The 16736-nt window shown below is 64.0% G+C and carries 17 protein-coding genes and 1 tRNA gene; 15 read left to right on the plus strand and 3 right to left on the minus strand.

Annotated features, from left to right (window positions below; all coding sequences use genetic code 11):
- The first annotated feature begins 12 nt into the window (after positions 1-12).
- A complete protein-coding gene (locus ABL843_RS11940; protein ID WP_184641890.1) occupies positions 13-792 on the plus strand; it encodes an AraC family transcriptional regulator in 780 nt (259 codons plus the stop codon).
- Positions 793-832: 40 nt separating this feature from the next.
- Here ABL843_RS11940 and ABL843_RS11945 read toward each other — a convergent pair whose 3' ends face one another.
- Entirely contained in the window at positions 833-1270 is a 438-nt protein-coding gene (locus ABL843_RS11945; protein WP_126018423.1) for an SWIB/MDM2 domain-containing protein, read from the minus strand.
- Positions 1271-1425: 155 nt separating this feature from the next.
- On the minus strand, positions 1426-2361 hold the full coding sequence (locus ABL843_RS11950; protein WP_418119995.1) for a DMT family transporter: 936 nt from the start codon (positions 2359-2361) through the stop codon (positions 1426-1428).
- 44 nt (positions 2362-2405) lie between these two features.
- Between ABL843_RS11950 and ABL843_RS11955 the strand changes: the two genes are divergently transcribed.
- Both ABL843_RS11955 and aceA read left to right on the plus strand, forming a co-directional pair.
- Positions 2406-2819 carry a gamma-glutamylcyclotransferase family protein gene (locus ABL843_RS11955; protein WP_418119996.1) on the plus strand — a complete coding sequence of 138 codons (414 nt, stop codon included), beginning with the start codon at positions 2406-2408 and terminating at the stop codon, positions 2817-2819.
- Positions 2820-3025: 206 nt separating this feature from the next.
- On the plus strand, positions 3026-4357 hold the full coding sequence (gene aceA, locus ABL843_RS11960) for an isocitrate lyase (RefSeq protein ID WP_418119997.1): 1332 nt from the start codon (positions 3026-3028) through the stop codon (positions 4355-4357).
- Between the two features lie 73 nt (positions 4358-4430).
- Here the strand turns inward: aceA and ABL843_RS11965 are convergent, their stop codons facing one another.
- Positions 4431-5393 (minus strand): GlxA family transcriptional regulator, encoded by a 963-nt coding sequence (locus ABL843_RS11965; protein WP_418119998.1) that lies wholly within the window; start codon positions 5391-5393, stop codon positions 4431-4433.
- Between the two features lie 118 nt (positions 5394-5511).
- On the opposite strand from ABL843_RS11965, the gene ABL843_RS11970 reads away from it, so the two are divergent.
- The 12 genes from ABL843_RS11970 (at position 5512) to ABL843_RS12025 (ending at position 16626) form a co-directional block, all read left to right on the plus strand.
- On the plus strand, positions 5512-5823 hold the full coding sequence (locus ABL843_RS11970; protein WP_369658595.1) for a putative quinol monooxygenase: 312 nt from the start codon (positions 5512-5514) through the stop codon (positions 5821-5823).
- Between the two features lie 221 nt (positions 5824-6044).
- Complete coding sequence (gene thrS / locus ABL843_RS11975; protein ID WP_418119999.1) at positions 6045-7952, plus strand: threonine--tRNA ligase; 1908 nt, start codon at positions 6045-6047, stop codon at positions 7950-7952.
- 101 nt (positions 7953-8053) lie between these two features.
- Positions 8054-8683 carry a translation initiation factor IF-3 gene (gene infC, locus ABL843_RS11980; RefSeq protein WP_126018435.1) on the plus strand — a complete coding sequence of 210 codons (630 nt, stop codon included), beginning with the start codon at positions 8054-8056 and terminating at the stop codon, positions 8681-8683.
- A gap of 165 nt (positions 8684-8848) precedes the next feature.
- On the plus strand, positions 8849-9052 hold the full coding sequence (gene rpmI, locus ABL843_RS11985; protein ID WP_007832497.1) for a 50S ribosomal protein L35: 204 nt from the start codon (positions 8849-8851) through the stop codon (positions 9050-9052).
- Positions 9053-9076: 24 nt separating this feature from the next.
- A complete protein-coding gene (gene rplT / locus ABL843_RS11990) occupies positions 9077-9436 on the plus strand; it encodes a 50S ribosomal protein L20 (protein WP_007832499.1) in 360 nt (119 codons plus the stop codon).
- A gap of 112 nt (positions 9437-9548) precedes the next feature.
- Positions 9549-10625: a phenylalanine--tRNA ligase subunit alpha gene (gene pheS / locus ABL843_RS11995; protein WP_418120000.1), complete on the plus strand. Its 1077-nt coding sequence runs from the start codon at positions 9549-9551 to the stop codon at positions 10623-10625.
- 45 nt (positions 10626-10670) lie between these two features.
- Positions 10671-13112 (plus strand): phenylalanine--tRNA ligase subunit beta, encoded by a 2442-nt coding sequence (gene pheT, locus ABL843_RS12000; RefSeq protein ID WP_418120001.1) that lies wholly within the window; start codon positions 10671-10673, stop codon positions 13110-13112.
- A gap of 5 nt (positions 13113-13117) precedes the next feature.
- The gene (locus ABL843_RS12005; protein WP_126018443.1) at positions 13118-13489 is read left to right on the plus strand and encodes an integration host factor subunit alpha; all 372 of its coding nucleotides are present in this window, start codon (positions 13118-13120) and stop codon (positions 13487-13489) included.
- A 65-nt stretch (positions 13490-13554) separates the two neighbouring features.
- Positions 13555-14013, plus strand: a complete 459-nt coding sequence (locus tag ABL843_RS12010; RefSeq protein ID WP_184641898.1) for a MerR family transcriptional regulator — start codon at positions 13555-13557, stop codon at positions 14011-14013.
- Positions 14014-14039: 26 nt separating this feature from the next.
- Positions 14040-14116 (plus strand) — tRNA-Pro (locus ABL843_RS12015).
- A 192-nt stretch (positions 14117-14308) separates the two neighbouring features.
- Positions 14309-15733 carry a tyrosine-type recombinase/integrase gene (locus ABL843_RS12020; RefSeq protein ID WP_418120002.1) on the plus strand — a complete coding sequence of 475 codons (1425 nt, stop codon included), beginning with the start codon at positions 14309-14311 and terminating at the stop codon, positions 15731-15733.
- A 539-nt stretch (positions 15734-16272) separates the two neighbouring features.
- Entirely contained in the window at positions 16273-16626 is a 354-nt protein-coding gene (locus ABL843_RS12025) for a helix-turn-helix transcriptional regulator (protein WP_418120003.1), read from the plus strand.
- The last annotated feature ends 110 nt before the right edge of the window (positions 16627-16736 follow it).

The raw sequence follows: 16736 nt of genomic DNA on the forward strand, positions 1-16736 counted from the left end.
GGCGGGCCACCCATGGCTGAACGGACGCCTGCGACGCTGTGGATCAACGCCTACGAGGCGGCGCGCGTCACCGGATATCACTCGCACGAGACCGGGCAACTGTTCGCCTTGCGCGAGGGGTTGCAGGTCATCGAGACGCCGTCCGGCCGCTGGGTGCAGCCGCCGGGGTGGATCGGCTGGATCGCGCCGCGCTGCGCCCATGCGGCGCAGACCTTCGGCGCCACCGCGGGCTGGAGCCTGCACATCGATGCAGCGACGGCACAGGTGCTGCCCGGCGTGCCGCACGTGTTCGCGGCGACGCCGCTGGTGCGTGCGCTGGTGGACCGGCTGACGGGCATGGACGCATCCGAGCCCCTGCTGGAGCCCCGCCGCGGGCGTCTGGTGGGAGTGCTGGTCGACGAGCTTGCGGCGGGCGAGAGGCCGTCCCTTCATCTGCCGATGCCGCAGGACAGCCGGCTGGCAGGCATGGCTGCGGCGTTGGCCGACGACCCGGCGCTGCCGGACGGCATCGACCGATGGGCTGATCGCATCGGCATGGCACGAAGGACGCTCACCCGCCGATTCGCTGCGGAGACGGGACTGAGCTTCGCGCTGTGGCGCCAGCAGGCGCGGCTGCTCAAGGCGGTGGAACTGCTGAGCCTGCAGGAGAGCGTCACCGCGGTCGCGCTGACGGTGGGCTACAGCTCCGTCAGCGCCTTCATCGAGGCCTTCCGAAAGCACTTCGGCTCCACGCCGGCGCGCTTCTTCGAGGAGGGCGGGGCGATGCCGCAGGCGAAAAAAAAGCCCGCGTGAATCGGGCTTTTTGATTCAGGAGCGCGAGGCCCCTGAGGGCTTACTTGACGTGCTTGCCGATCAGCGCTGCCAGTTCGAACATCGACACTTGCGGCTTGCCGAAGATTTCCTTCAGCTTGGCGTCGGCGTTGATGTTGCGCTTGTTGGCCTTGTCCTGAAGGTTGTTCTTCTTGATGTAGTCCCACAGCTTGCTCACGACAGCGGTGCGCGGCAGCGGCGTGGAGCCGACGACGGCGGCCAGTGCCGGGCTGGGGGTCAGTGCCTTCATGAACGCGGCGTTGGGCGTGCGCTTCTTGGCGGGAGCGGCCTTCTTCGCGGGGGCCTTCTTGGCAGGAGCAGCCTTCTTCGCCGGTGCGGCCTTCTTCGCAGGAGCCGCCTTCTTGGCCGGAGCGGCCTTCTTCGCCGGAGCCGCCTTCTTTGCAGGAGCGGCCTTCTTTGCCGGAGCTTTCTTGGCCGGAGCCTTCTTTGCAGTTGCCATGGTTGATTTCCTTTTTTGGTTGAACACTCACCAATGAAAAACTTGCGTCTCCAGTGGCACTGCGGATGCTAAATGAGAAAAAACGCGTTTCCAAGGGAAAAAGCGCTTTTTTCATTGGGAGTTGTTGTTTTTTCAGAGGGGAGAAGCCCCGTTTTTCATGTTCGGCGCCCAGGCCACGTTGCAAGCACCACGCCGATGAGCGCAACGACGAACGCAACCAGCTGTGGGGAAGAGAGGCTTTCGCCGAGCACGAGCACGCCTACGAGGGCCGCGCTCACAGGCAGCAGCACGGCGAAAACACCCGCTTGTGCGGCTGGTACGTGGCGAAGTCCGGTCATCCAGAGCCACACCGTCCAGATGCTCGCGGCCAGTGCATAGGCCACGAGCAGTGCCCAGGTGCCGAAGCGCACGGCAGTGAAGTCGAACTGCAGCGCGAACCAGATGCCGAAGGGCATCGACAGCACGAAGCCCCAGAGGTTGATGAGCGAAGCGATGCGCTTGGGTCCGAGGCGCCCGGTGAGCGACTTGCCGATCACCGCATAGGCCGTCTCGCAGAGCACCGCGCAGAAGACGAGCAGATTGCCGAGCCAAGGCATCGACGTCGACGCAGATGCGGTCGCGGTGGAAGCCGGCGCATGCGATGCCGAAGGCGACAGCGCCAGCAGTCCGATGCCGATTGCCGCGCAGGCGATGGCCAGGCCGATGCGCACTGTGATGCGCTCGCGCAGGAAGAGCCAGCTCGCGACGGCGACGCACGCCGGGATCGACGCCATGATCACGCCCGCCGATACCGCGCTCGTCAGGCTCACGCCGAAGAGCATGCAGATCGAGAACAGGAAGTTGCCGAGGAAGGACTCGAGGAACACCAGCCAGCGCGTGCGCGTAGTCATCGGCGGTTCGTCCGGCGAGCGCTTGAGCCAGTGCGGCATGGCCAATGCCGCAATGCCGAAGCGCAGCCAGGCGAGCAGCAGCACCGGAAAGGCCGCGACGAGGGGTTTGGAGAGGGCGACGTAGCCGCCGACGAGCGACATGCTCAGGGCCAGGCAGCCATAGGCCACGAGGCGGCCTGATGCGGGGGCAGCGGAGTTCAATAGACTGGACGACGTGTTGTTGTGAAGGAAGGAGTGCGCTTTCGATGATGCCCCACGTTTTTGTCTACGGCACGCTGCGCGGCGGCGGACGCAACGACATCGCGCGCTACCGGCCCGCGCCGAAGTTCATCGGCCAGGCGTGCATCGCCGGCACGCTGCTCGATCTGGGCGCCTATCCGGGCATCGTGCTCGGTGGTGAAAGGCGGGTTAAGGGCGAGGTCTACGCCATCGAGCCTGCGGTGGAAGCGGCGCTCGACGTGCTGGAGGAAGTGGCGGACGACGATTCCGGCGAGTACATCAAGCGGCAGGTGCGCGTGGAGGTGAATGGGCAGTGGTTCGATTGCCTGGTCTATGAGATCCACCCGACACGCATCGCAGGGCTCGAAGTGATCGAAAGCGGCGACTGGATCGCCCATGCGGCACGCAGCGACGCCGCATTTTCACAACCGAAAGATTGATTGCGCATTACGGAATGCGCGCCTGCTGCGCCGCAATATTTTTTCTCGATATGGGAAAAATGATTCTGCATTGAGAAATATATCCGTAAGTTGTTGATTTTATTGGTGAAAAAATATGTCTTCTATAAGACATAAGAGTCTGCGGTGGAGTTACAGTAACTCCACGGCCGCAGCGCCAATCCTTCAATCAACCTCACGGAGTGACCATGCCCCAGACCCTCACAGAACAACTGAGCCGCGAACAGCAGATCGCCGCACTCGAGAAAGAATGGGCCACCCACCCCCGCTGGAAGGGCGTCAAGCGCGGCTACAGCGCGGCTGACGTCGTGCGCCTGCGCGGTTCGTTCCCCATCGAGCACACGCTGGCCAAGCGCGGTGCCGAGAAGCTCTGGGACAAGATCAACGGCGGCGCCAAGAAGGGCTATGTGAACGCCTTCGGCGCGATCTCCGCCGGCCAGGCGATGCAGCAGGCCAAGGCCGGCCTCGAGGCCGTGTACCTGTCGGGCTGGCAGGTCGCCGCCGACGGCAATACCTCCGAGACGATGTACCCCGACCAGTCGCTGTATGCCTACGACTCGGTGCCGACGATGGTCCGTCGCATCAACAACACCTTCCGCCGTGCCGACGAGATCCAGTGGGGCCGCGGCATCAACCCGGGCGACAAGGAATTCATCGACTACTTCCTGCCCATCGTGGCCGACGCGGAAGCCGGCTTCGGCGGCGTGCTCAACGCTTTCGAACTGATGAAGAACATGATCACCGCCGGTGCCGCCGGCGTGCACTTCGAAGACCAACTGGCCGCCGTGAAGAAGTGCGGCCACATGGGCGGCAAGGTGCTGGTGCCGACGCAGGAAGCGTGCGAAAAGCTGATCGCCGCGCGCTTCGCAGCAGACGTGCTGGGCGTGCCGACCATCGTCCTGGCCCGCACCGATGCCGAAGCCGCGAACCTGATCACGTCCGACCACGACGCCAACGACAAGCCGTTCCTGACCGGCGAACGTACGCAGGAAGGTTTCTTCCGCGTCAAGAACGGCCTGGAGCAAGCCATCAGCCGCGGCGTGGCCTACGCCCCCTACGCCGACCTGGTGTGGTGCGAGACCGGCGTGCCCGACATCGGCTTCGCCCGCGAATTCGCGCAGGCCGTGCACGCCGCCTGCCCGGGCAAGCTGCTGTCGTACAACTGCTCGCCTTCCTTCAACTGGAAGAAGAACCTCGACGACAAGCAGATCGCCTCGTTCCAGGAAGACCTGTCGGCGCTGGGCTACAAGTACCAGTTCATCACGCTGGCCGGCATCCACGTCAACTGGTTCAACACCTTCCAGTTCGCCCATGCATACGCTCGCGGCGAAGGCATGAAGCACTACGTGAACATGGTCCAGGAACCCGAGTTCGCCGCACGCGACAAGGGCTACACCTTCGTGTCGCACCAGCAGGAAGTGGGCGCTGGTTACTTCGACGACGTGACCACCGTGATCCAGGGCGGTTCCTCCAGCGTGAAGGCGCTGTCGGGTTCGACCGAGGAAGAACAGTTCCACTGATCCGACGGACAGTTTTCGCTGTCACTTTCAGCCCGGCCTCGTGCCGGGCTTTTTTGTTTCCGCTGCAGCGAGGTCAGGCCTCGAGCCGCACTTCGCGTACGCCGCGTCCCAGCCGCTGGCGCAGCAGGGTGCGCAGCGTGACGCCGTCGGCATAGCCGACCATGCCGGCGATCTGCTCCAGGCTCTTGTCGCTGGTCTTGAGCAGGTGCACGGCGCGCTCGACACGCAGGTCCTGCACGTACGAGAGCGGGCTCTTGCCCAGCACCTGCTGCATGCGGCGGGCCAGCGTGCGCTTGCTTGTTCCCGCGGCCAGGGCCGCCTCGTCGAGCGAGAAGCCCTCGGCCAGCCGGCCGCGCGCCCAGCGCTCGAAGCGCTCGACCAGCGGATCGGAGTGCGAGAGATGGTCGGAGATCACGTAGGCCGACTGCGACGGGCGCGAGTCGACGATCAGGTAGCGCGCCACCAGCGTGGCGAGTTCGGGGCTGGCCTGGCGGACGATCCACAGTGCCAGGTCGACATGGCTCAGTGCGGCGCCGGCGGTGACCAGATGGCCCGAGCTGACCAGCATGCGCGAGTCTTCCAGTTGCACGCCGGGGTAGCGCTGGCGGAACAGCGTGGCGAGCCACCAGGTCGTGGTCGCCTTGTGCCGGTCGAGCACGCCCGACTCTGCGAGCACGAAGGTGCCGATGCAGGCGGCGGCCACGTTGGCGCCTCGATCCGAGCGTTCTCGCAGTGCGGCGCAGGCGTCGCGCACGTCGGGGCGGGCTAGGGCGGGCTCCAGCGTTTCGGGCATCTTGCAGCCCAGCGCGGGAACGATCAGCCAGTCGGCCGTGCCGGCGCCGAGCGCGCGCGCGACCGGCACGGCGAAGCCCTGCGAGGTCCGCACGCGCTTGCGGACACCCGTCACCACGACTTCGAAGGGCGTCACGTCGAGCTGCAGCATGGCTGTGAGTTCGTTGGCGGTGGTGAATACATCGAGCACGGTGGACAGGCCGGTGTCGAACACGCCATCCAGGGCGAGTATGTCGAGTTTCATGGCCATAACGATATCAAAGATGTCAAAAACGCCAATGGCTACAGAGGCGGCGGCTGCCTAGAGTTCATGCCAACGCCGCGCAATGTCGCGCGCCGTTCAACACTCAGGAGATTGACCCATGATCAAGTACGCACTGTTCGCCCGCCTCGAAGCCAAGCCGGGCAAGGAAAGCGATGTCGAGAAGTTCCTGGAGGCCGGCCTTGGGATGGCCCGTGACGAGAAGACCACGCCGATCTGGTTTGCGCTGCGCCTGTCGCCGACCACCTTCGGCGTGTTCGATGCTTTCGAGAACGAGGCCGCCCGCCAGGCCCACCTGACCGGTCCGATCGCCCAGGCGCTGATGGCGAAGGCCCCTGAGCTGTTTGCCGCGCCGCCGTCGATCGAACCGATCGAAGTGTTGGGACTGAAGAACACTGCGGCCGCGTCCTGAGCGGGCAGCGGCTAGAATTGCCGGCTCTGCACTCCAACAAGAGCGAGAAAGGCACCTTGGTTATGACACCGCGAACTACCCGGCAAGGTTTCGGCGGCTTTTTCTTCACCGAAGGAAAAGGCCGGTAGCCCCGCGCTCGCTGGTTTTCGCCAGCTACACAACCAAGCAAAGCGCGGTCATCCACCGCGCTTTTTTGTTTTTCTCCCCGAGGTTTTCCCAAAATGATCCAGATCACGCTCCCCGACAACTCGCGCCGCGAGTTCCCTGGCCCGGTCTCGGTGGCCGAAGTCGCCCAGTCCATCGGTCCCGGCCTGGCCAAGATGACGGTGGCCGGCAAGGTCGACGGCAAGCTCGTCGATGCCAGCGACGTCATCGACCATGACGCGAAGCTGCAGATCATCACGCCCAAGGACGAAGAGGGCCTGGAGATCATCCGGCACTCGACGGCCCACCTGGTCGGCCACGCGGTGAAGCAGCTCTACCCGACGGCGAAGATGGTGATCGGGCCCGTGATCGACGAGGGCTTCTACTACGACATCGCCTACGAGCGCCCGTTCACGCCCGAGGACATGGCCGCCATCGAGGCGCGCATGCGCGAGCTGATCGCGCAGGACTACGACGTGATCAAGAAGATGACGCCGCGCGCCGAGGTCATCGAGGTCTTCAAGTCGCGCGGCGAGGACTACAAGCTGCGCCTGGTCGAGGACATGCCCGACGAGCAGGCCATGGGCCTGTACTACCACCAGGAATACGTCGACATGTGCCGCGGCCCACACGTGCCGAACACGCGCTTCCTGAAGGTCTTCAAGCTCACGAAGCTGGCCGGCGCCTACTGGCGCGGCGACGCCAAGAACGAGCAGCTGCAGCGCATCTACGGCACGGCCTGGGCCGACAAGAAGCAGCTCGACCAGTACATCCAGCGCATCGAGGAAGCCGAGAAGCGCGACCACCGCCGGCTCGGCAAGGAGCTCGACCTGTTCCACATCGACGAGGTGGCGCCGGGCGTGGTGTTCTGGCACCCGAAGGGCTGGGCGATCTGGCAGGTGGTGGAGCAGTACATGCGTGCCATCTACCGCGACACGGGCTACTGGGAAGTGAAGGGGCCGCAGATCCTCGACAAGAGCCTGTGGGAGAAAACGGGCCACTGGCAGAACTACCGCGACAACATGTTCACGACGGAGTCGGAGAAGCGCGAGTACGCGCTCAAGCCGATGAACTGCCCGGGCCACGTGCTCATCTTCAAGAGCGACCTGCGCAGCTACCGCGACCTGCCGCTGCGCTACGGCGAGTTCGGCCAGTGCCACCGCAACGAGCCCAGCGGCGCGCTGCACGGCATCATGCGCGTGCGCGGCTTCACGCAGGACGACGGCCACATCTTCTGCACGGAAGACCAGATCCTCGACGAATGCATCGCCTACACGGCCCAACTGCAGAAGGTCTACGCCGACTTCGGCTTCACGGACATCCTCTACAAGGTCGCGACGCGTCCGGAGAACCGCGTCGGTTCCGACGAGCTGTGGGACAAGGCCGAGCATGCGGTGATGGAGTCGCTGCGCCGGTCGGGCGTCGACTTCGTCATCGCGCCGGGCGATGGAGCCTTCTACGGCCCGAAGATCGAGTACACGCTGCGCGATGCCATCGGCCGCCAGTGGCAGTGCGGCACGATGCAGGTCGACTTCAACACGGCCGAGCGTCTTGGCGGCGAATACGTGACGGAATCGAGCGGTCGCGCGCACCCCGTGATGCTGCATCGCGCCATCGTCGGCAGCCTGGAGCGCTTCATCGGCATGCTGATCGAACACCACTCCGGCGCAATGCCCGCATGGCTCGCGCCGGTGCAGGTTGCGGTGCTGAATATCAGCGAAGGGCAGGCGGATTACGCTGCTGAAGTTGCGAAAACGCTGCAAAATCAAGGGCTTAGGGTCCAGCTCGACCTGCACAACGAAAAGATTACGTATAAAATACGGAAGCATTCGTTGCAAAAGCTCCCTTACATCGTTGTCGTGGGCGACAAGGAAAAGGAAGCAGGTGCCGTCGCAGTGCGCGCCCGGGGCAATCAAGACCTCGGTGCAATGTCCCTCGAATCGTTCGTGCAGCGGCTCGTTCAGGATGTTGCCGACAAGCGTTGATTTGTCCTCGAAACACCCCACATGTTTCCCTGCCAAATCGTGCCGCTTGTCCGCGAGGGCTGAGCGGCGTTCGCTACAGATTTTGTAGCAAACTTTGAAGGATTCTGACCATCGCTACTGCATTCCGCGACCGCCGCCACCGCGAGGAACGCCAACACCGCCTGAACCGGGAAATCATGGCCCCGGAAGTCCGCCTGATCGGCCCGGATAACGAGCAATTGGGTGTCGTGAGTCTTGCAGAGGCTCTACGCCTTGCCGGTGAGCAGGACGTGGACCTGGTGGAGGTCGTCGCGGCGGCCAACCCGCCCGTGTGCCGCCTGATCGAGTACGGCAAGTTCAAGTACCACGAGCAGAAGAAGGCGGCCGAGGCGAAGTCGAAGCAGAAGGTCATCGAGGTCAAGGAAATCAAGTTCCGGCCCGGTACCGACGATGGCGACTACAACATCAAGATGCGCAACATCCGGCGCTTTCTTGATGAGGGTGACAAGTGCAAGATCACGCTTCGCTTCCGCGGCCGCGAGATCACGCACCAGGAACTCGGCCTGGCCCTGCTGCAGCGCATCCGCGACGAGCTGGGCGACTCGATCATCGTCGAGCAGTTTCCGAAGCTCGAAGGCCGGCAGATGATCATGATGATCGCGCCGGGCCGCAAGAAGCCCGGCGGCGGTGGGCAGCAGAAGCCGGCAGCCGATGCCGGCGCCGCTCCGGCAGCGACGCCCGCTGCGGCCTGACGGGCCGAAGGCTGGAGCCGCGTTAGAGAGGTTTTGAAGGGATTTCGCCATTGCCCGCATTTCGAAAGAAATGCAGGCGAGGGCGGGATGAAGAAGTGTCTCGGGGCCAACAAGTCCGTGGAGCATCCATGGCGCCTCACGAGCACAAACTAAAGGAGCATTCACATGCCCAAAATGAAGACCAAGAGCAGCGCGAAAAAACGTTTCCGCGTTCGTCCCGGTGGCACCGTCAAGCGCGGTCAAGCCTTCAAGCGTCACATCCTGACGAAGAAGACCACCAAGAACAAGCGTCACCTGCGTGGTGCAGTCGCTGTGCATGAAACCAACATGGTTTCTGTCGCCGCCATGCTGCCCGGCCGTGGCATCTAACTCAGACGAACAAGGAGTACACACATGCCTCGCGTCAAACGTGGTGTAACGGCTCGCGCCCGCCACAAGAAAGTTCTCGCACTCGCCAAGGGTTTCCGCGGTCGCCGCGGCAATGTCTTCCGCGTCGCCAAACAGGCGGTGATGAAGGCAGGCCAATACGCCTACCGTGACCGCCGTACCAAGAAGCGCGTGTTCCGTCAGCTGTGGATTGCGCGTATCAACGCCGCCTCGCGTGAACTGGGCCTGACCTACAGCCAGTTCGCCAACGGCATCCGCAAGGCCGGTATCGAGATCGACCGCAAGATGCTTGCGGACATCGCCGTGCACGACAAGGCCGCTTTTGCCGGCATCGTGGAGCAGGTCAAGGCCAAGCTGGCTGCTTGATTCTGCACAGCGGGGCGCTGCCTTCGGGCAGCTTCCTGCGCCCACGGCTCAAGGGCTGGCGCTTGAAAAGGCTCCAGCTCTTTTTTATTTCCCCTCGAAGATTTTTGTTGCTATGAACGAGTTGGACTCCCTGGTCGACACCGCACGCGCCGCCTTCGCCGAAGCGAAGACACCCGCCGAGCTCGAAAACGCCAAGGCCCAGTTCCTCGGCAAGTCGGGCCGCATCACCGAGCTGATGAAGGGAATGGCCGCGCTGAGTGTCGAAGAGAAGAAGTCCCGCGGCGCCGCCATCAACGTCGCCAAGCAAGCCATCGAAGCCGCGCTGACCGACCGCCGCCAGCAGCTGGCCGACGAAGAACTCTCGCTGCAACTGCGCGCCGAGGCGCTCGACGTGAGCCTGCCCGGCCGCCGCCGCATTTCGGGCGGCCTCCACCCCGTGAGCCGCACCCTGGAGCGCATCGAGGAAATCTTCTCCAGCATGGGCTTCGATGTGGCCGACGGCCCCGAGATCGAGAGCGACTGGCACAGCTTCACCTCGCTCAACAACCCGCCGAACCATCCCGCGCGTTCGATGCAGGACACCTTCTACGTCGACCTGAACGGCGACGACGGCATCCCCTACAACCTGCGCCCGCACACCAGCCCGATGCAGGTGCGCTATGCGCATCAGCACATCAAGAAGTACGCCGCCGAGTTCTCGGCTGCCGCGGCCGACACCACCGGCACCGTGAAGGCGCCCGAGATCCGCGTGATCGCGCCGGGCCGCACCTACCGCGTCGACAGCGACGCCACCCACTCGCCCATGTTCCACCAGTGCGAAGGCCTGTGGCTCGGCGAGAACGTGAGCTTCAAGGACCTGAAGGTCGTCTTCACCGACTTCTGCCGCACCTTCTTCGAGCGCGACGACCTCGTGCTGCGCTTCCGCCCGAGCTTCTTCCCGTTCACCGAGCCGAGCGCCGAGATCGACATCCAGTTCGCGAGCGGCCCGCTGGCCGGCCGCTGGCTCGAGGTGTCGGGCTCGGGCCAGGTGCATCCGAACGTGGTGCGCAACATGGGCCTCGACCCCGAGCGCTACATCGGCTTCGCCTTTGGCATGGGCCCCGACCGGCTCACGATGCTGCGCTATGGCGTGAACGACCTGCGCCTCTTCTTCGACGGCGACCTGCGTTTTCTCTCGCAGTTCCAGTAAGCAGCAGCACCCCATCACAGAAAAAACCAGATCGAGATCGAAGAGATGCAATTCCCGGAATCCTGGCTGCGCGAGTTCTGCAACCCGCCCATCGACAGCGCCGCACTGGCCGAAACGCTCACCATGGGCGGCTTCGAGGTGGAAGAGCGCCGTCCGGTGGCGCCGCCTTTCACGCGCATCGTGGTCGGCGAAATCAAGGAAGCCGTGCAGCACCCGAATGCCGATCGCCTGCGCGTGTGCCAGGTCGATGCGGGGCAGGGTGCCCTGCTGAACATCGTGTGCGGCGCGCCGAATGCGCGTGTCGGCATCAAGGTGCCGTGCGCGCTGGTCGGCGCCGAACTGCCGCCGGGTGAGGACGGCAAGCCCTTTCTCATCAAGCTCGGCAAGCTGCGCGGCGTGGAAAGCCAGGGCATGCTGTGCTCGGCGCGCGAACTGCAGTTGAGTGAAGACCACGGCGGCCTGCTCGAGCTCGACGCCGACGCGCCCATCGGCGCCGACGTGCGCGAGGTGCTCAAGCTCGACGACATGCTGCTCACGCTGAAGCTCACGCCCAACCTGGCGCACGGCCTCAGCGTCTATGGCGTGGCGCGCGAACTGGCCGCGCTCACGGGCGCGCCGCTCAAGACCCCCGAGATCGCACCGGTCGCCACCTCGTTCGCCGACGTGCTGCCGGTGAAGGTCGAGGCGCCCGAGCTCTGCGGCCGCTTCTCGGGCCGCATCATGCGCGGCGTGAACACCAAGGTCGGGACGCCGGCCTGGATGGTCGAGCGCCTCGCGCGCTGCGGCCAGCGCAGCGTGACGCCGCTGGTCGACATCTCCAACTACGTGATGTTCGAGTACGGCCAGCCCAGCCACATCTTCGACCTCGACAAGATCCATGGCGGCCTCACGGTGCGCTGGGGCAAGCCGGGCGAGCAGCTGAAGCTGCTCAATGGCAACACGATCGCCGTCGACGACAAGGTCGGCGTGATCGCCGACGACCGCGAGGTCGAGTCGCTCGCCGGCATCATGGGCGGCGATGCCACCTCGGTGTCCGACGACACGCGCAACATCTACGTCGAAGCCGCCTTCTGGTGGCCCGAGGCCGTGCAGGGGCGTTCGCGCCGCTTCAACTTCTCGACCGACGCGGGACATCGCTACGAGCGCGGCGTCGATCCGAGCCGCACGGTCCAGATCATCGAGCGCATCACGCAGCTGATCGCCGAGATCTGCGGCGGCCAGGCCGGCCGCATGGACGACCAGACGCTGAGCGTGCCCGAAGCCGTGCCCGTCACGCTGCGCGTGGCGCGCGCCTCGCGCGTGATCGGCATGCCGCTGACGCAGGCCCAGTGCGCCGAGGCGCTGAACCGCCTCGGCTTCGCCATCACCGAAGGCGAAGGCACGCTGACCGTGACCCCGCCGCCGCACCGCTTCGACCTGCTGATCGAGGAAGACCTGATCGAGGAGGTCGCGCGCCTGATCGGCTTCAACAACCTGCCGACCACCGCGCCGCTCGCGCCCATCACCGCGCGCGTGCGTCCCGAGGCGCAGCGCAGCCGCTTCGCGGTTCGCCGCAGCATCGCCGCGCTGGGTTACCAGGAAACGATCAACTTCAGCTTCGTCGAAGCGCACTGGGAGCAGGACCTGGCCGGCAACGCCAACCCTGTGAAGCTGCTGAACCCCATCGCCAGCCAGATGAGCGTGATGCGCTCGTCGCTGATGGGGTCGCTGCTGCAGGTGCTCAAGTTCAACCTCGACCGCAAGGCGCCGCGCGTGCGCGTGTTCGAGCTGGGGCGCGTGTTCATGCGCGACGACAGCGTCGTCACCACCGACAGCACCGTGCGCGGCGTGAGCCAGCCGATGCGCGTGGCGGGCCTCGCATGGGGCGACGCCGACGAGGCGCGCTGGGACGGCAAGCCCGAGCGAATCGACTTCTACGACGTGAAAGGCGACGTCGAGGCGCTGCTCGCTCCGCTGCAGCCCGTCTTCGAGGCGGCCGAACATCCGGCCCTGCACCCGGGCCGCTCGGCACGCGTGCTGGTCGACGGCAAGGCCATCGGCTTCGTCGGCGAACTGCATCCGCGCTGGCGCCAGAAGTGGGATTTCTCGCAGGCGCCCGTGCTGTTCGAACTCGACCTCGACGCCGTCACCGCGCGCCTCGTGCCCGTGGCGCAGCCGGTGCCCAGGCACCAGGCCGTCGAGCGCGACATCGCCGTCGTGGTGGCCGAGGCCGTCACGCACGACGCGCTGATGCAGGCCATCCGCTCCACCGCAGCGGCCAAGGGCCTGCTGCGCGACGCCGTGCTGTTCGACATCTACCGTCCGCAGCCGCTGCGCGACGGTGCGGTGGCCGCGGCCGGCGCGCTGGCGCAGGGCGAGAAGAGCATGGCGGTGCGCCTGAGCTTCCAGAGCGACAGCGCCACGCTGACGGACGAGCAGGTCGAGCCCGCTGTCCGCGCGATCGTCGAACAACTGGGCGCCAAGCTCGGCGGCCGCTTGAGGGGGTGATGAGAATGAACGCTGCCGAATTCACGCTCGAGGCTCTGGAAACGCCTGCGCTCACCAAGGCGCATCTCGCCGACCTGCTGTTCGAGCAGATCGGCCTGAACAAGCGTGAGTCCAAGGACATGGTCGAGGCGTTCTTCGAGCTCGTGGCCAACAGCCTCATCGAAGGCACGGACGTGAAGATCTCGGGCTTCGGCAACTTCCAGATCCGCGTGAAGGCGCCCCGGCCCGGGCGCAATCCGCGCACCGGCGAAGCCATTCCGATCGGCGAGCGCCGCGTGGCGACGTTCCATGCGAGCGCCAAGCTCAAGGAACAGATTCACGGAAGCATCGATCAGGGCGGGACATCCGAAGTCGAGTGGAGCCTCGGCTCCGAATAAGTGCTTGGTGCTGCGCGGCCGCGTAGAGTAATCTCTGAGGTTTCCCGCGCACAGTCTTGATTTCAATGGAGAAAACGCTCCCTCCGATCCCCGTCAAACGCTACTTCACCATCGGTGAGGTTGGCGAGCTGTGCGGCGTCAAGCCGCATGTGCTGCGTTATTGGGAGCAGGAGTTCACGCAGCTGCGCCCGATGAAGCGGCGTGGCAACCGCCGCTACTACCAGCACCACGAGGTGCTCATGATCCGCCGCATCCGCGATCTGCTCTACGACCAGGGCTTCACGATCAGCGGCGCGCGCAACAAGCTGCAGGAACTGGTGCAGGGCGAGCGCGACCGCCGCAAGGCGGGCGAAGTGCCGCTCGAAGGCGTGGAGGCCATCGAGATCGACCAGGAAGAGTTCGACGCCGCCATCGTCGAGGATTCGCCCGCGTCCGCAGCCGTGCAGACGGCCGATCTTTCGCAGCTGCTTCACCTTCGTCGCGAACTATTTGAAATTCGTGAGCTGCTGACCGTCGGGCGCTGAATTTCCAAGGCTATAATCGAGAGCTTCGGTGTGTGGCGCAGCCTGGTAGCGCACTTGCATGGGGTGCAAGGGGTCGAAGGTTCGAATCCTTTCACACCGACCAACAAAACGTCCAAGGGCGTCCGGTTTTATCCACCGGACGCCCTTTTTCATTGGGGAAACGGCTAACACGTGTCCGGAGACGTACACTGAAATCCAGTGACTGCCAGCGCCAAGCGGGGGTACAGGTGGGGGTTCAAACCCTGCGAATCCCCAGGGCGGTAGTTTTTGTACCCCCAATTTCCTCGACGCTCCCATGCCATTGACTGATGCCGCGTGCCGCAATGCCACCTGCCCGCCTGACCGAAAGCAGGCTCGGTATGCCGACTCGGGTGGCCTCTATCTTGAGGTGTCGGCCTCAGGTTCTCGCCGATGGTTCTGGAAGTTCAGAATCGAAGGCGTCGAGAAGAAATTTGCCTTGGGCACCTATCCCGGCGTGACCCTTGCCGCAGCTCGAAAGGCACGCGACGCTGCCAAGGCGCAGAAAGCCTCCGGGATCAACCCGATACAGGCTCGCCAGGTCGTCAAGCTCAAAGCCGCCGTGACCACCGGCGACACCTTCCGTGAGACGGCCCTCGAGTGGTACCAGAAGCACCATACGCGCTGGAGCGGCCATTACAGCATCCGCGAAAAGCGCAACCTGGAAAAGGATCTGTTTCCGCACTTCGCTGCTCGTCGCATCAGCGAGATCGAACCCATCGAGTTGTTGGCGGCACTACGTCGCGTTGAGGAGCGCGGCGCCCTCGACGTGGCCGGCCGCGTGCTTATGACGTCACGTGCGGTCTGGCGCTACGCCGTGGCGACTGCGCGAGCGCCACGTGACATTACGGCCGACCTCAAGGGCGCGCTGACGCCCCACAAGAAGCGGCACTTTGCAGCGATCACGGAGCCCACCAAGCTGGGCGAACTGATGCGCGTCATCCGAGCTTACCAAGGCGGTCACATCGTGCGTACCGCCTTGCAGTTGGCCCCCATGCTCTTTCAGCGCCCCAACGAACTGAGGGGCGCAGCCTGGTCGGAAATCGACCTGGACAACGCGTTATGGACGGTGCCAGCCGCGCGCATGAAGCGGCGCATCGAGGGCAAGGAAAACGGCGATCCCCATCTGGTCCCGCTCCCGACACAAGCCGTAGAACTGCTGCGCAAGCTGTATCCCCTCACGGGGCACGGCACGCTTGTCTTCCCTGGCGAGCGCAGTCATGACAGGCCCATCTCGGACAACACCCTGCGCGCAGCGCTTCTGACGCTTGGATACGGCCCCACCGTGCAGACCGTTCACGGCTTCAGGGCGACGGCACGAACTCTGCTGGCCGAGGTCTTGGAGGTCGATCCCTTGGTGATTGAGGCCCAACTGGCGCATGCCGTCAAAGACGCCAATGGGCGCGCCTACAACCGCACGCAGTATTTCAAGCAACGTGTGCAGATGATGCAGCGGTGGGCGGATTACCTCGACGGGTTGCGGGGGCCGAAACTTGCACCCGCTGAAGCGCTCGCGCCACGCCCCCCAAAGGCGGAAAACCGCGAGAGTATGGCGAGTCTGATGCGTGATTTCTTGAGCGATGCAGATGGGGTGGATCGCTCGCCTGAGGGGGCCAGGAGGGCTGTGCAACCGATCAAGAAACGCGAAGGTGGAGAAAGCATGGCGGAACTCTTCGTCTCTCGCACAAGTCAGACGAGGTAGATTTTTCCAGGCAATCACGGAGAGCCGCTCACTAACCGTGGTGGGCCAAGCCATGTAGAACTATGCTGTATTTGTTCATTTGTGCAGGACGGCTTTAGCCGTCTTTATGCCGTCCTTCGGATAGGGAGGTTGGCGGGTGATTGCTTGGCGTACGCAAGAGGCTAAGACCAGCAGCAGAGCCGTGCACCCGTAATTCGTGCACAAACAGGACGTTCTCGGATAGAATCTCTTCACAACGAGATCTTGTCCAGCTCACGCAGCTGGGGTTAGACGACAAGGGTAACGACGGCCCTTGTTGATATCTCTCCTTACTACAGTCCCCGCACTCTTTTCAGAGTTGCCAGGGACGGGGAACTCTAAGGCGACTCAGCCTGAGTTCTCTTATACACAGGTAGCGCGGTGTGCATATCGAGCAAGCACCACGCGGTGGCAGCGGGCCGTTCGCAGCCTTCTCGGCTGATTGCAACGGTTCAATTGCTTGGTTCGTCCTGAAGTTTTTCGAAAACTTCGGGTCCATGCGGTCCAACCTGGAAATTTAAATGTTAACTTCCGAGAAATTCGGCTCGGCTTGTCGAGCTGTGAATCATGAGCTTCTTCCAAGCTCCGGCAATACCAACCACCTGTCGCTCGTTGGCGTCGACTTCAGTCGACTCCTGGAGAAGGTGGAAAAGCCGCAGATCTTTCTGCTGCCCATCAAAGGGGTGTCGCAAAAAATTGCGCGCAGCCGCGCGGGAATCTACGACATGCTCAATCCGAAGAGCGGTTCGTACGAGCCGCTGATGCCCAAGCCTATCCGTATTGGCCGTCGTGTTTACTGGTTGCGTCATGAGATCGATGCGTTCCTCGAAGTCATGATCGCCGCCAACCGCCAGCCACCATTAGCGGAGCGCTAGACACCTGTAAAAGGATATGCGCCTCGTGGACCTCGGAAGGGGTGTGCAAGGCGCAAGTAAGGCGATCTGAACACAAGTTCGGTGAATAGCTCGCGTAGTTAGGTGTTCGT

It is taken from the genome of Variovorax sp. 350MFTsu5.1, assembly GCF_048302515.1.
GTDB lineage: Bacteria > Pseudomonadota > Gammaproteobacteria > Burkholderiales > Burkholderiaceae_C > Variovorax > Variovorax guangxiensis.